The organism is Achromobacter ruhlandii (assembly GCF_902859695.1).
GTDB classification, from domain to species: Bacteria; Pseudomonadota; Gammaproteobacteria; order Burkholderiales; family Burkholderiaceae_B; genus Achromobacter; species Achromobacter ruhlandii.
Genome location: NZ_CADIJL010000017.1, coordinates 103172 through 118140 on the forward strand (window position 1 = coordinate 103172; position 14969 = coordinate 118140).

Consider the following 14969-nt stretch of genomic DNA (forward strand, 5'->3'; position numbering starts at 1 on the left):
GCGTCGACGCTTGCCAGGTTCACACGCGGAAAATACAATGAGAATCGTTTTCATTGATACGGTGCGGCCTGGAAGACCTTCCGGGGCCGCCATGCTCCCATGGCTAGCGTTCTGTCTGGCGCGCCCGGTGCCACCGGCGCGCCGCCCTTGCGGAAGATCCACCACTTGCGCCCCGGCCTGAGCCTGCAACTGGCCTGCGAGACCGATAGCGACGCGTCCACCGGGCTGGCGATGGTCGATGATCATCTGCGGATCGTGCTGGTGCTCGACGGCCGCATCGACGTCAGCTACGGACGCAGCGCCCTGCGGCTGGCTCGCGGGCAAGGAGTCGACGCGGGGGTGGTGACGTTGCGCGAGCCCGAGGAATGCAGGCGAGTGGTGCTGGGCGGCGAATCGTCGCGCCGCGTCAGCATCGGCGTGAATCGGCAGTGGCTGGAAGAATCGTTTGGCGAGACCCGGGCGCTCGCACCACATGGGGTTCCCCATCTGGCCACGCGCAGCTGGCGCGCCTCGACACGGGCCCGGCTGCTGGCCGAGCAACTCCTGAATCCACCGTCGCTGTCGCGGCAGATCGCCGGCCTGTATCTCGAAAGCCGTGCCATCGAATTGGTTATCGAGGCGTTGTCGCTCGATGGCGGGGCAGCCGGGCAGGCGACGGATCCGGCGCCGCAGCCCGCCGTTCTGCGTCGCCGCATGGTGGACCTGACGCAGTGGTTGCGGCGCCACGCCGGCGAGCCCCTGAGCATCGAGCAGATCGCGCGCCATATGAACACCACGCCCACCACCTTGCAGCGCCATTTCCGCCAGGCGCTGGGCATGACGGTATTCGACTTCCTGCAACAGGAACGCCTGCGCCTGGCGCGCCAGGCGCTCGAAGCGGAGGGGATCAACGTGACGCAGGCGGCGGCAATCGCCGGGTACGCCAATCCCGGCAGTTTTTCGACAGCGTTCCGGCGCCATTTCGGCCTGACGCCGCGGCAAGTGCGGGCGCGTCTGTAGCGGCGCCGGCGCTGGCGGCAGATCGCCGTTCGCGCGAACAAATCCGCCGTTTTCACGAACGACGCGTATCGGCACCCCATGCTCTACTCGAGTGAGAACAAATCTTATTTACTCGCAGGAGAAGTCCCGTGCCAGCCCTCGCGCCGAAGCGCCTCCCCTTCCGCCGCGCCGCTCGTCCGGCCAGGCGCCGCGCAGTCTATCCGCTGTTGCTCGCCCTGTTGGGGCAGGCTGGCGTCGCCTTCGCGGTCGACGAACCGGTCAGCCTGGAAGCCGTAACGGTCAATGCCTACCGGCCCGCCGAGACGATTGGCGGCTCGACCAAGACCGACACGCCGCTGCGCGAAGTGCCGCAATCGGTGTCGGTGATCGAGCGGCGCGAAATGGACCTGCGCGGCGTGCGTAACCTGAATGAGGCGACCCGCTACACGGCGGGTGTATTGCCCGAGAGCCAGGGCATCGACAACCGGGTCGATGATCTCTATATCCGCGGCTTCGATGCCGGCAGCTTCGGCGCGAACGTGATGCTCGACGGATTGCGCGCGCCGTCGGACAGCAGCCTGAGCTGGAACCGCACCTCGTTCAACACCTGGAACCTGGAGCGCGTCGAGGTGTTGAAAGGCCCGTCTAGCGTGCTGTACGGGCAGTTGGCGCCGGGCGGCATGGTGAACCAGGTCAGCAAGCTGCCGACGCTGGGAGAGGAGCAGGTGGTGCAGTTGCAGGTCGACGGTCACGGACGCAGGCAGACCGCGTTCGACCTGGGCGGCGCCAACGGCGACGAGAACGTGCTGTGGCGGCTGGTGGGCCTGTATGGCGACGGCGCGACACAGATCAGGCACACCGACCACGAGCAGTGGTTCATTGCGCCCAGCGCCACGATGTATTTCAACGATCACGCCACGAGGTTGACGCTGCACGGCCTGTACCAGAAGGATCGGGGCGGCAGCACCTTCCAGTTCCTGCCCTACCAGGGAACGGTGGTGCCGGCCGCCGAGGGCTACATCAAGAACACCACGTTCCTGGGCGAGCCCGACTGGAACACCTACAACCGCGATATCTGGACCGCCGGCTGGCAGCTCGAACATCAGTTCAACAACGCATGGAAGTTCAGCCAGAACGCGCGCTACACGCACGTGGATTCGCTCTACCGCGCGACGGTGGGCAACGGGGTGCGCGGCGCCGCGCTCACCAACCTGAATACGCTCATCGGCGGCCGCATCCTCAATCGTCGCGCGGTGCAGGGCGAAGGCGATTCCGACGCGCAGACCATCGACACGCGCATCGAGGGCAAGTTCGGAACCGGGCCGCTTACCCACACGATGATCGCCGGCTTCGATTGGCAGAAGACCGACTGGACCTTCCTGCGCCAGGCCGCGACCGTTTCGCCGGCCGTCATCGCCATCAATGTATACGACCCGGTCTACAGCCACTACGATTTCGAGCCGACGCTGGCCAAGCAGATGTCCACTCGCGAGACCGACTCGCAGTACGGCGTGTACCTGCAGGACCAGATTGCGCTGGACCGCTGGCGCTTCACCCTGGGCGGGCGACAGGACTGGACGCGCATGGATTCCCTGAACCGTCTGACCGGTGTGCGTCAGGTGACCCGCGACGAGGCATTTACAGGCCGCGCCGGCGTCACCTACCTGTTCGACAATGGCCTGGCGCCCTACTTCAGCTATTCGGAGTCGTTCCAGCCCACGGGCGGCACGACGCGCGCAGGCAATGCCTTCAAACCGACCACCGGCACGCAATGGGAGGCGGGCCTGAAGTACGAACCGCGCTATATCGACGGCATGATCACGTTGTCGGCCTACGAGCTGTCGCAACAGAACGTGCTGACGGCCGATCCGCTCAACGAGGCCGATGAGGCCTACCAGGTGCAGACCGGCAAGGTGCGCGTACGCGGCGTTGAGCTGGAGGGCCGCATCACGCCGCTGCGGGGGCTGAGCGTCATCGGCGCCGTGACGCGCATGGATTCGAAGGTGGTGCGCAACAACGACGGCTATGCCGGCAATCGCATGATCCGGGTGCCCGACTGGATAGGCTCGATGTGGGTGGACTACACCTTCCATAGCGGTCCGCTGGCCGGCCTGGGCATGGGGGCGGGCGTACGCTATGTCGGCGCGACCTATGGCGACCTGGCCAACAACCTGCACATTCCGGCCTACACGCTGTTCGATGCCGCCCTGCGCTATGACGCGGGCAAGATCGGCGGCATGAACCTGCAGTTGGCGCTCAATGGCAGCAACCTGGCCGACAAGCGCTACGTGGCGACGTGCTCGGCGGCCACCTCTTGCTACTACGGCACCGGACGTACGGTCATGGCGACCGCGCGACTGTCGTGGTGACGGCGTGCCGCGGGCTGGCCGCGTGGCTGATGGCGCTTGCGCTGGGCCTGGGGGCGGCGGCGCATGCGGAGACGGCGCCGGATTGGCCACGACGCTTCGATAATGCCGATGGTACGCAGACCACGCTGGTTGCCGCCGCGCGGCGCGTGCTGTCGACGTCGGTGACGGTGACCGGGACACTGCTGGCCATTGAGGCTCCCCTCGTGGCCAGCGCCGGCGGCGCCAATGGCCGCTTCTTCGATCAATGGGCGGCGGTCGCGCGCGAACGCGGCCTCAAGGCGCTGTGGCCGGCCGGGCAGGTCGACCTGGAAGCGGCGTACGCGGCCCGGCCCGATCTGATCATCGTCTCGGCCACCGGCGCGGACTCGGCGCGCGAGCAGCTCGATGCGCTGCGCGCCATTGCACCGGTAATCGTGGTGGATTACAGCCACCAGACCTGGCAGGAACTCGCCATGCAACTGGGCCGGGCGCTCGGCATCGAGGCCGCCGCGGCGCGCACCATTGCGGGCTTTGACGCGCGGGTCGCCGCGGCCCGCGCCCGCTTGCGCATTCCCGAGGGCGCCGTCAATATCGTCAGCTACAACGGCCCGGGCACCAATAATCCCATCGCCACGCCCGCCAGTCCGCATGCGCGCCTGCTGGCCTCGCTGGGCTTCCGCATCGAGGTGCCCGATCCGGCCTGGCACGTGGCGCTGGGCGCGCCGGGCGATTTCGTCTGGGCGCCCTATGAGGCGCTGACACGCCTGACCGCGCGCACCACTTTCGTGCTGCGCGCCGACGCCGCGGGCGCCGGCGCCCTGTTGCGCGATCCGGTGCTGGCCAACCTGCCGTCGGTGCGGGCGGGGCAGGTCTACGGCCTTGGCCGCGACGCCTTTCGCATCGATGCGTACAGTGCTGGCCAGATCATCGACACGCTGCTCGAACACTTCGGCACATGACCTCCCCGCACCCGCCAGCCGCGCGCCACCGCCTCGCATGGGCCTTGCTGCCGGCCTGCATCATCGCGATTGTCCTGCTGGCGTTGGCGAGCCTGATGGCAGGCGCGCGGCCGTTGTCGCTGGCGACGGTGGAGCACGCGCTCACCGCCTTCGATGCGCGTGACAACGAGCATCTGCTGCTGCGCCATCTGCGCTTACCGCGTACAGTGCTGGCGCTGGTCGCAGGCGGGGCGCTCGGCGTAGCGGGGGCGCTCATGCAGACCTTGACGCGCAATCCGTTGGCCGATCCCGGTCTGCTGGGTGTCAATGCGGGCGCGGCGGCGGCGATCGCCGCCGCCATGGCGCAGGGGGCCGCGCACGGGCCGGCGGGGCAGGTGATGGCGGGCTTTGCCGGCGCGGCGGCGGCCGGCGCGCTGGTCTACGCGGTGGGCGGGCTGCATCGCCGGCACGATCCCGTGCGGCTGGTGCTGGCGGGCGCAGCGATGTCGGCGATCCTGTTGGCCGTCACGCAGATCATCACCCTTAACAGCGAGGATCGGGTTTTCGATCAGTTCCGCCATTGGGTGGTCGGTTCATTGCAGGGGCGTTCCGGGCAGGTGCTGGTGGCCGTGCTGCCGGCCGTGGCGCTAGGCGCCGTTGGCGCATTGGCGTTGGCGCGCGCGCTGGATGTGCTGGCGCTGGGACAGGACCTTGGCAAGTCTCTGGGCGCGTGGCCGCGCCTGGTCTGGATCGGGACAGCCGTCGTCATTGTGTTGCTGGCCGGCGCGGCCACGTCCGCCGCCGGTCCGCTCGCCTTCGTCGGGCTGGCCGCGCCCCACGTGGCGCGCCATGTCTGCGGCCCCGGACATCGGCGCGTGATCCCCTACGCCGGGCTGGTGGGAGCCTGCCTGCTGCTGGCCGCAGATACCCTGGGCCGGGTGGTCGCGGCGCCTGACGAGATCGGCGCCGGGATCATGGCGGCGGTGCTGGGCGGACCGCTGTTCGTGGCGTTGGCGCGCCGTGCCGGGATGGGCTGACATGCGCGACACGGTCCATTCGACTGCCCGGTGGGGGCCGCGCGTGGCCGGCGCTGCGCCGCGCGCCGCGCTGGCCGGTCTGGCGTTGCTGATGTCGGCCGGGATCCTGGCGCTGGTCGCGCTGGGGACGGGCAGTGGCGGGCTGTCGCTGGGCCGCATGCTCGACATGCTGGCCGGCGGTTCGCCCGCCACGGCCGGCGAGCAACTGATCCTGGGCTTTCGCCTGCCACGCGTGCTGACCGGCCTGTTCGTGGGGGCCGCACTCGGTGTATCGGGGGCGGTGTTCCAGTCGCTGTCGCGCAATCCGCTGGGTTCCCCCGATCTCATTGGCTTCACCACGGGCGCGGCTTCCGGCGCCTTGCTGCACATCATCCTGTATGGCCCGTCCGTGATAGGCGCGGCCGGGGGCGCGGCCCTTGGCGGCCTGCTGACCGCAGCCATGGTCTGGATGCTGGCCTATCGTCGCGGCGGGATGAGCGCGCGGCGGCTGGTGCTGGTCGGTATCGGCGTGGGCACGATGCTGCATGCCGTGAACGGCCTGTTGCTGGTCAAGGGCGACCTGGATCATGCGCTGCTGGCGAATCTCTGGTTGTCCGGCTCCCTCAATGCGCGCACCTGGACGCATGCCTGGCTGGCGGGGGGCGCCCTCGCGTTGTGCCTGCCCCTCGTGTGCGCGTCGGCGCGCGGTCTGGCTTTGCTGGAAATGGGCGATGATCTGGCCAACCAGCTGGGCGTGCCGGTGGCGCGGGTGCGCGTGACGATGTTCTTCTGCGCGGTGATGCTGGCGTCGCTGGCCACGGGCGCGGCCGGGCCGATCGCCTTCATCGCGTTGGCCGCGCCGCAACTGGCCCGGCGCCTGCTGGGCGGCGCGGGCCCCTCGATCATCGGCTCGGCCGCCATGGGCGCCTGCCTGGTGATCGGCGCTGACGTGCTCGGCCAGTGGCATCCGTGGCAATTGACCCTGCCCATCGGCAAGCTGACCGGCTTGCTGGGGGGGCTTTATCTGATCTGGCTGCTGCTGCGCCGCGGCCCCCGCTGACACTATCCGATTGCGACGAGCCTGCATGCGCGACTGCCCTCCCTCCCCGCCCGCCGATGTCGTGCTGCGCGCGCGCAGACTCACGCTGGCACATGAGCTGTCGCCCGTGTGCCAGGACCTGGACCTGGATATTCCCGCCGGACGCATCACCGTCATCCTGGGGCCCAACGGCTGTGGCAAGTCGACGCTGCTGCGCGGATTGGCCCGCCTGCTGGCGCCCCAGGCGGGTCGGGTGGAACTTGAGGGCAAGGCGCTGCAGCGGTATGGCGCGCGCGAGCTGGCGGTCCGGTTGAGCCTTCTGCCCCAGGCGCCGCAAGCGCCGGACGGCATCCGGGTGCGGGAGCTGGTCGCGCGCGGCCGTTATCCGCACCAGACCTTCTGGCGGCCCTGGTGCGCGGCCGACGACGACGCGGTGCTACAGGCCCTGGCGCAGACCGGCCTGGCCGCGCTGGCCGACCGGCCGGTGCACACCCTGTCGGGCGGGCAGCGCCAGCGCGCCTGGCTGGCGTTCGCGTTGGCGCAGAACGCGCCGGTGATGCTGCTCGACGAACCCACTACCTATCTCGATATCGCCCACCAGCTCGACGTGCTGGACCTGTGCCGCCGGTTGAACCGGCAGCAGGGCAAGACGCTGGTGATGGTGCTGCATGACCTGAACCAGGCGGCGCGCTATGCCGATCACATCATCGCGCTGCGCGACGGCAAGGTCGAGGCCTGCGGGCCGCCTGTCGATGTCCTCACGCCGCAGCGGGTGCAGCGCCTGTTTGGCATCCGCTGCGTGGTGACGGCCGATCCCGTTTCCGGCACGCCGCTGGTCGTGCCCATTGCCAGCGCAGCCCGCGATTGAACGCGTATTTCAAGGAGTCCCGCGTCATGCATTCATCCCCCTTGTGCATCGGATTGTCCCTGGCCGCCACGTGGCTGTCCGCCTCGGCATGGCGGCGGTCCGACAGCCGGGTCGAGCAGTTGTGCGACCTGGATTTCTACCGTCTTATCGCGCAGCGCGCGGAGGCAGCCTGCCTGGACTTCGTGTTCCGCCCCGATGCGTTGTTCCTGGACCTGCCGGCCCTGGCGCAAGGCCCTGGTTTCAGCAGCCTCGATCCGGCGCTGTTGTTGGCTGCGTTGGCGCGGGATACGCGGCACATCGGCCTGGTGACGACCGCCGCCACCTCGTTCAATCCTCCCTACGTGGTGGCGCGGCAATTGCAATCGCTCGATTGGATCAGCGACGGCCGCGCGGGCTGGAACATCGTCACGGCGCTCGACGGCAGCCAGAACTTTGGCGATGCGCCGCTGCCGCCGTCGGCGCAGCGCTATCGCAAGGCGTTGGAGTTCACCGAGGTGGTGCAGGCGCTGTGGCGCAGCTATCCGCAGGACGCGGTGCTGGCGGACCGGACATCCGGGCGGTACGCCGATCTGGCCCGCATCGGCCCGATCGCGCATCGCGGCGAGTATTTCAGTGTGCAGGGGCCGTTGAATGTGCCCGCCCGCGCCGGCGGCCGCATTCCCCTGTTCCAGGCGGGCGCCTCGGACTGGGGGCGGGATTTCGCCGCCCGGGTGGCCGACGCGGTGTTCGCCGCAACGCCCGACGTGGCGTGCGGCCAGGCCTTGCGGAAGGACCTGCGGCGGCGCGTGGCCGCCTATGGCCGCGCGCGGGACGCTATACGGGTGCTGCCCGGGCTGAGCTTGTACCTGGCGCCCACCCGGGCGCAGGCCCGGGCGCTCCATGAGGCGACCCACGCGGGCCAGGATGCGTCGCGCAAGCGCCATTACATCGGGCAGGCACTCGGCCTGGACGTCGAGCACCTTGATCCGGCGGCGCCCATTACGGCGCGCATGCTGGGGCAGCCGCGGACGGGGTTGCGCAGCCCGACACACGCCCAGTTGCTGCGCCGCCTGATCGAACGCGAGCAACCCTGTCTGCGCGAATTGCTGGCGCGGCCCGAGGCCAGCGCGTCAGCGCATTGGACGGTGGTCGGTACCGTCGACGATGCGGTCGATGCGATCCGCCAGCGCGCCGAAGCGGAAGCGGCAGACGGCTTCATCGCGTTACCGGGCGGCGCGATGCAGTCGCTGGACCTGTTCCTGGAGGCGGTGATGCCGCGGCTGGCGGCGCTGGGGTTGGCGCGGCGCGCATACGCCAGCACGACGTTCGCGGGCAACCTGGGGTTGGCGTGACGACTGGCGGCGCGTGCGTTCGCGCCGCCGGCTAGTCGATGACCTTGCCCTGCCGATCGATCGACTGCCAGTTTCCGCCCGACCACCAGCGATGCTCGCCATCGCTTTCTTCCTTGCAGCCGAAGCCCACGCTGGCCCTGCCGTCCTTGAACGGAAAGGCGCAGTCGTAGACGGGGGCGACGACGATGGCGCCGGTTTCTTCGTCGGCATAGCCGATCTTGCCGTTCAGGCGGATGCGGTAGCGCCCGTCCTGCGGATAGTCAGGTCCGTTGTCGAACAGGTAGACCTGGTAGGGCTCGCGCAATTGCACGTCGGCGACACGGAATCCGCCGGCTTGTTTATCGAGATAGATGCAGTAGCGGAATGGATTGCTGGCAAGGAAGCACTCGTCTATCCATTCGGGTTCCAGCGACCGCTGCTTCAGGGTGGCACGGGCCTGTGCGGCGGTGTCATCGACGTCTGCTTGGGCCATGGCCGGAAACGGCAGGGCCAGCAGGATGAGCAGGAGCGGGCGGATGAGGGACATCGCGGTGGGCGGCGGCGGCCGCCATGGCAAGAGGGACGGAGCGTCATCATAGGCCGTTTGCCGCGGGGTGCGCGCCGCCGGGGCGCAATGTCAGGGGGCGACCGCGGGCGCCGCGAGTGGCGGTATTCCGCCGGCCGCTCAGGCCGACGCCGTCATGCCGCCGCCGGCCTCCATGCTGGCGCCGCCCACGCCGCCACTGTCCAGGCCGGCGCCGGTCGGGCCGCCGCCTTCGATCGCATGGGCCGATTTCTCGGCGTCGGCCAGGGCGTCCTGCACCTCGGCGACCTGTTTCTGGGTGGCCTTGTCCTGCATGCGCAGCTTGCTCTTGAGCATGGCGAGCAGTTCCTTCATGGCGCGGATGGCGTCGCGCACCGCCTGGGCATCGTCCTGGCGGCGCTTCTGCTCGACCTGCCGTTCCTGGCGGGATTCGGCGGCGGACGTCGACTTGTCGTCGTCGCCGCTGGCGGCATTGGGTTTGTCTTGCTCGCCGGGCACCGAGACGTCCTTGGCGGCGTCGCGCGGCGCCGGGGTCGCGGCTTGCGCCGCGGGGGCGGGATCCGCCGCTTCGGCCGTGTCGGCGGCGGTCGCGACGGCGGTGTCGCTGGCGGCGGCATAGGCCGCCACGGCGCGCGAGGCGGTGGCGGCGCTGGGCACGGCGGCCTGGGCCGATGCTGCGTCGCCGGCATCGGCTGACGCGGGCCCGGCGGCGTTGGCGTCTTCGGCCGTGGTGGCCTGCGAGACGGTGGCGGCGGGGCCGTCCGTCGCGGGGCCGCTGGCACCCTGCACCACGGGCGCCGCCGTGGCGTCGGCGGCGCTCGCGGCCGGCGCGGCGCTGGCGCTACTTTTGAGCGCCGCGGCGGCCTGGCCGAGTTCGCCGGCCAGTTGACGTAGTTCCAGAAGGATGGATTTGGCCGCGGCCTTGCCCAGGAACATCAGCATTTTCTTGAGCATCTCGATGCGCTGCTTGATCTGCGAGACGCGGGAACGGGCGAAATCCTGGCGCGACTGGGCCGCATCGACGGCGATCTGCGAGGCGGCCTTGCGCGCCTTGGCGGCGCGTTCGAGGGCGTCGTCGCTCAGCACCACGCGTACCGAGACTGGGCGGTCGCTGGTCGTGGTTTCCAGGTTCTGCGCCTTGGCATCGGCGTCGGCGTCGCGTCTGGCGGCGCGCGGGTCGCTGCCGGCGGGGACGGCGGGAGGAAGGAGGTTGTCGGTGGCCAATGGCTGCATGGGGATGTTCCGGTAAGGCGGGGCACATGGCATCGGGGACGGGCCGGGTCGGCCGCCGCCCGCGATGGCGAGGTGACACGATATGTACGGCTGTCCGGCGCGCATTCTTTAACCGGCGGCGGTGGGGATCGGTCCGAGATCGCGTCGCGGGCGGGCGGCGGTGGTATCTTCTGCCCCATGTCCGCCCGTGATTCCTCCTTGTCCCTGTCCAGCGCGCCGGTGGCGCCAGACGTCGCCCGGCCCTACGTGCAGGCCTCCGGCACCACACGCACCCTGCATTTTTCCGAGAAAGTCATCCAGAGCCGCATGTCGACGCTCAATCCCGACGCGCTCGACCTGGAGTACACGCGGATGATGATGGGCTTCGTGCTGTTCGCCCCGGAGCCCGCCGACATTCTGATGGTGGGGTTGGGCGGCGGTTCGCTGGCCAAGTTCTGCCATCGCTACCTGACGCGTTCGCGCATCGCGGTGGTCGAGATCGACCCGGCCGTGATCGCGCTGCGCGAGGCGTTCATGGTCCCGCCCGACAGCGATCGCTTCCGGGTGGTGCAGGCCGACGGCGCCGATTATGTGCGCGGCCTGTGCGAGGCCGCCGACGTGCTGCTGCTCGACGGTTTTGACGATGCCGGGATTCCTGACGCGCTGTGTTCGGCGGATTTCTACGCGGACTGCCATCGCGCCCTGCGCGACGACGGCATCCTCGTGATCAACTTCCACGTCAACCATCCGGATCACCACGAGTACCTGGACCGGGTGCGGACCGCGTTCGGCAGCGCCATGTTCGAGGTGGTGGACGACGACATGACCAACAGCATCGTCTTCGCCTGCAAGGGCGACCTGCTGGATGATCCCGCGGCGGCCGACCTGAAGCGACCGGCCGCGATCGCCAAGGATGCCTGGCGCCAGTTGATGCCGACCTTGCGCGTGATCGGGGCCACGCGGGAATTGAAGTAGCACCGGGGGCGGGTTGCGCGGCCGCCCTACATCTGGTTGCGGGCGGCGGACTTTGGTTGCATCTGGCCGGCCAATGTGTCGCGAGGGCTTGATAGCATCCCCGCTTTCCCCGACAGGCAGGTCGCCCACCATGAGTATCTTCTCCCGCTTTTTCGGCCGCTCCGATACGCCCGGCGAGACCGCGGCCCTCACGGCCAATCCCGATATCGACAATCCATCGAGCCTGCAGGTCGTGTTCGCGGCGCCGCTGGCCCTGAAAGCCGACGCGCTGGCGGCGGCCTTGCGCGCCTACCACCCGGAAATGCGCCAGGCGCGCGCCGAGATCGAGCCGGACATGCCGGAACTGGTGGGCATGGTCGGCTGGGGCAGGCATGTGGTGCGCATGGTGGGCTGGAACGCGCCGTTGCCCCAGAAGGCGCTGGAAGTCTGCGTGGCGCCCGCGCACTACCCCGCGCCGGTCAAGGAGCAGGTGCGCGCCCACGTCAGCCACATTCTGCTGTACTACGCGGGCTTCGACGAGGATCCGCTGGAGCAGTACGTGGCGATGGCCGCGGTGGCTGGCGCGCTGGGTCGCTTCAACGCGGTCGCGGTGCTGAACGAGCATGCGCATACCTCGTTGCCCGCCGGCGTGTTCACCGACGATTCGCTGGGAGACGAAAGCCTTGAGGTGCTGCGTTCGCTGCCGCTGACCATGCTGTATTGCGGCTTCGTGAAATACGAGGTCGAAGGCGTGCAGGGCGTATGGATGCGCACCTACGGCGGCGACCGTTTCGGCCTGCCGGATTTCGCCGTGCTGGCCGAGGGTCACCACCAGGGCGAGGAGTATTCCGGCATGTTCAATAACATCATGGCCTACATGCTGGACAGCGGCGCCGAGTTGGCCGCCGGACATACCATGCAGATCGGCGAGGCCCGCTACATGAAGCTGCGCGAGCCGCGGGAGGCCGAGTACTACCTGCAGGGGCCTGGCCCGGTGCTGGTGGCGGAGATCATCGACGCTTCGCAGATCAATCAGCCCGAAGCCGGCCCCCAACACTGACGTCCCGCCGGGCCGGCGTTCGTCCGGCCCATTGGCGCCCCGGCCGGGGCGCCGTCACATGACCTTGCTTGCCTCTCGCTGCGTTTCATTTGGAAATTATTCTGCCGCCTGCCGATGCGTTGCGGCCCAAGAAAATTCCACCCTGGCACAGCGTTTCAAAAATCGGACAAATAGAAGCGCGCACATAGGAGGGAATGGCCGAAGTTGGGGCCATTAATACGAAATAGCGCATTTCAATCCGTCACTTCCAAATATAAATTCTGTATCCAATTGTATATACTCGCCGCCGGATTTCTTTCTTTCAAACGACGCCCGGCGGGTTTGGCGCGGGCCAGCAGGAGAGTGGCATGTTGAAGAAGGCAGTACAGCTTGGCGCGGTAACGATGTTGTCGCTGGTGGTCGCGGGTTGCGCCACCGAACGCTCCCAGTCCGTGGCGGTCCCCGCCGTGGCGGCGGCCAGCAAGCCCTATCAAGGCGTGCGCAGCCCGATCTCGGTAGGCAAGTTCGACAACCGCACCAACTATCTGCGTGGCGTGTTCTCCGACGGCGTGGACCGGCTGGGCGGCCAGGCCAAGACGATTCTCGTCAGCCACCTGCAGCGCAGCGGCCGGTTCCAGGTGATGGATCGCGAGAACCTCTCCGAGATCGCCCAGGAAGCCGCCTTCAACAAGAAGGCCAGCCAGATCAAGGGCGCGCGCTACGTGGTGACGGGCGACGTGACCGCCTTCGGCCGCAAGGTGACGGGCGACCAGCAGTTGTTCGGCATTCTCGGCCGCGGCAAGGAACAGGTGGCCTATGCCAAGGTCGACCTGAACGTGGTCGACGTGACGACGTCCGAAGTGGTGTATTCCGCGTCCGGCGCCGGCGAATACAGCCTGTCCAACCGCGAAGTCATCGGCTTCGGTGGCACCGCCGGGTACGACTCGACGCTGAACGGCAAGGTGCTGGATCTGGCGATCCGCGAGGCCGTCGACCGCCTGGTCGACGGTATCGAACAGGGCGCCTGGCAGCCCGTACAACAGTGAAAGGGCGCCCCATGTTGAACAATCTGGCGATGGTTCGCCCGGTCGCGCTCGGGCGCGCCGGCCGCATCCTGGCGGTGGCCGCCCTGGCGGGCGCGCTGACTGCGTGCGCGCAACCCAAGAGCATGTATAGCTGGCAGTCATACCAGCCTTCGGTCTACGCCTACCTCAAGGACGACGGCGCCGATTACGCGGCGCAGACGCTGGCGATGGAAAAGAACACCGAGACCGCGCGGGCGACCAACGCGGAACTGCCGCCGGGCTTCCGCGCGCATCTTGGCATGCTGTATCTGAAGATGGGCGAAGGCGCCAAGGGCGTGGAGCAGTTGGAAGGCGAGAAGGCGGCTTTCCCGGAGTCCAAGCCGTTCATGGACTTCCTGCTGCGCAACGCCAGCAAGACGGCGGAAAACGCGTCGCAGGCCGCCCAGCCCGAGGCGGCGAAACCCGCGGCGCCCGCCAGCCAGGCCGCGCCTGAGCAAGCAACCAAGAAGGGAGCCTGACATGACCACGACCCTCCGTATCGCCGTGCTGGCGCTGGTGGCCTTGCTGGCCGGCTGCGCCGCGCCGCAACGCAATGTGGACTACGCCGCTTTCCGCGAGAGCAAGCCGGCGTCGATCCTGGTGCTGCCGCCGCTCAATACCTCGGTGGACGTGGCCGCGACAGCCGCGGTCTTGTCGCAGGCAACCTTGCCGCTGGCGGAATCGGGTTACTACGTGATCCCGGTGGCGGTGATGGACGAGACGTTCAAGCAGAACGGCCTGACCAGCGCCGAAGAAATCCATGAGCTGCCGGCTCCGCGGCTGCGCGAGATCTTCGGCGCCGATGCCGCGCTGTACATGACCGTCAAGCAGTATGGCTCCAGCTACGCCGTCCTTTCCAGCTCGATCACGGTCTCCATCGATGCCGCGCTGGTCGATCTGCGCACCGGCGCCAAGCTGTGGGATGGCAGCAAGCAGGTGGTGCAGGCCAGCAATGGCGGCGGCGGCCTGATCGGCATGCTGGTGCAGGCGGTGGTGGACCAGGTGGTCAACACGCTGTCCGACCGCAGCTTCGGCGTGGCGGGCATGACCAACAACATGCTGCTCAGCGCCGGCACGCCGGGCGGCATCCTGTACGGTCCGCGTTCGCCGCGCTACGCCGCGCAGTAAGTCCCCGACGTTTGCATCGGGTCGCACAGCCCTCGAACCGTTGCTCGGTTCGAGGGCTGTGTCGCATTCGACGTCCGCTGGCGCGGGCCGTCCGGTCAGGCCGCGCAGTTCGCGCCCTGCGCCACGCGGCGCCGGGCCGGCCAGAGGCGCAGGGCCAGGGCGCCGACCGCCGCGGCCGTGGCCACCGCGGTCACGCCGATCCAGTCCCAGTGCGCCAGTGCCAGGCTGCCGAGCGCGCCGCCCGCGGCCATGCCGATGAAGACGCTGACCATCAGCACCGCGTTGAGCCGGCTACGCGCGGCGGGGTCGATGCCATAGACAATGCTCTGGTGCGCGATCAGCGCCACCTGGATGCCCAGGTCGAAACCGATGGCGCTGGCCGCGATCAGCCACAGGCCTGATTGGGCCGACAGCAACGGCAGCAACGCCATGGTGGCGAACGACACCGCGGTCAGCGCGGCGCCCAGGCGGCTGACGGCGTTGGGGCCGCGCCGGTCGGCGTAGCGGCCGGCCAGCGGCGCCGCCAGGGCG

15 protein-coding genes are annotated in these 14969 nt (G+C 68.8%); 12 read left to right on the forward strand and 3 right to left on the reverse strand.

Going from position 1 to position 14969, the window contains the following annotated elements:
• The first annotated feature begins 99 nt into the window (after positions 1-99).
• From HV742_RS20145 to HV742_RS20175, 7 genes are all read left to right on the forward strand, one after another.
• A complete protein-coding gene (locus tag HV742_RS20145; RefSeq protein WP_064524588.1) occupies positions 100-999 on the forward strand; it encodes an AraC family transcriptional regulator in 900 nt (299 codons plus the stop codon).
• Between the two features lie 128 nt (positions 1000-1127).
• Positions 1128-3347, forward strand: a complete 2220-nt coding sequence (locus HV742_RS20150) for a TonB-dependent siderophore receptor (protein ID WP_254601197.1) — start codon at positions 1128-1130, stop codon at positions 3345-3347.
• A complete protein-coding gene (gene fepB / locus HV742_RS20155) occupies positions 3344-4285 on the forward strand; it encodes a Fe2+-enterobactin ABC transporter substrate-binding protein (RefSeq protein ID WP_254601199.1) in 942 nt (313 codons plus the stop codon). The genes HV742_RS20150 and fepB overlap by 4 nt, the downstream gene beginning before the upstream one ends.
• Positions 4282-5301, forward strand: coding sequence for a FecCD family ABC transporter permease (locus HV742_RS20160; protein WP_175146220.1), 1020 nt, complete (start codon positions 4282-4284; stop codon positions 5299-5301). The genes fepB and HV742_RS20160 overlap by 4 nt, the downstream gene beginning before the upstream one ends.
• 1 nt (position 5302) lies before the next feature.
• Positions 5303-6340: a FecCD family ABC transporter permease gene (locus HV742_RS20165; protein WP_064524590.1), complete on the forward strand. Its 1038-nt coding sequence runs from the start codon at positions 5303-5305 to the stop codon at positions 6338-6340.
• A 25-nt stretch (positions 6341-6365) separates the two neighbouring features.
• The gene (locus tag HV742_RS20170) at positions 6366-7187 is read left to right on the forward strand and encodes an ABC transporter ATP-binding protein (RefSeq protein ID WP_175143658.1); all 822 of its coding nucleotides are present in this window, start codon (positions 6366-6368) and stop codon (positions 7185-7187) included.
• A gap of 26 nt (positions 7188-7213) precedes the next feature.
• On the forward strand, positions 7214-8518 hold the full coding sequence (locus HV742_RS20175; RefSeq protein WP_175146221.1) for an NtaA/DmoA family FMN-dependent monooxygenase: 1305 nt from the start codon (positions 7214-7216) through the stop codon (positions 8516-8518).
• 31 nt (positions 8519-8549) lie between these two features.
• On the opposite strand, the gene HV742_RS20180 is transcribed toward HV742_RS20175, so the two are convergent.
• The gene (locus HV742_RS20180) at positions 8550-9044 is read right to left on the reverse strand and encodes a WG repeat-containing protein (protein WP_254601200.1); all 495 of its coding nucleotides are present in this window, start codon (positions 9042-9044) and stop codon (positions 8550-8552) included.
• A 138-nt stretch (positions 9045-9182) separates the two neighbouring features.
• Positions 9183-10274: a hypothetical protein gene (locus HV742_RS20185; RefSeq protein ID WP_144656566.1), complete on the reverse strand. Its 1092-nt coding sequence runs from the start codon at positions 10272-10274 to the stop codon at positions 9183-9185.
• Between the two features lie 177 nt (positions 10275-10451).
• Here HV742_RS20185 and HV742_RS20190 point away from each other — a divergent pair, with 177 nt between their 5' ends.
• The 5 genes from HV742_RS20190 to HV742_RS20210 all read left to right on the forward strand — a co-directional run bounded on the left by HV742_RS20190 (position 10452) and on the right by HV742_RS20210 (position 14438).
• A complete protein-coding gene (locus HV742_RS20190) occupies positions 10452-11228 on the forward strand; it encodes a fused MFS/spermidine synthase (protein WP_054503686.1) in 777 nt (258 codons plus the stop codon).
• A 130-nt stretch (positions 11229-11358) separates the two neighbouring features.
• A complete protein-coding gene (locus HV742_RS20195; RefSeq protein WP_175143662.1) occupies positions 11359-12267 on the forward strand; it encodes a DUF4261 domain-containing protein in 909 nt (302 codons plus the stop codon).
• 347 nt (positions 12268-12614) lie between these two features.
• Positions 12615-13292, forward strand: coding sequence for a CsgG/HfaB family protein (locus tag HV742_RS20200; RefSeq protein ID WP_054503684.1), 678 nt, complete (start codon positions 12615-12617; stop codon positions 13290-13292).
• 11 nt (positions 13293-13303) lie between these two features.
• On the forward strand, positions 13304-13789 hold the full coding sequence (locus HV742_RS20205; protein ID WP_175146222.1) for a DUF4810 domain-containing protein: 486 nt from the start codon (positions 13304-13306) through the stop codon (positions 13787-13789).
• Between the two features lies 1 nt (position 13790).
• Positions 13791-14438: a DUF799 domain-containing protein gene (locus HV742_RS20210; RefSeq protein WP_054503682.1), complete on the forward strand. Its 648-nt coding sequence runs from the start codon at positions 13791-13793 to the stop codon at positions 14436-14438.
• A gap of 95 nt (positions 14439-14533) precedes the next feature.
• Here HV742_RS20210 and HV742_RS20215 read toward each other — a convergent pair.
• On the reverse strand, positions 14534-14969 hold a 436-nt coding region (locus HV742_RS20215), incomplete at its 5' end, for an MFS transporter (protein WP_367647954.1).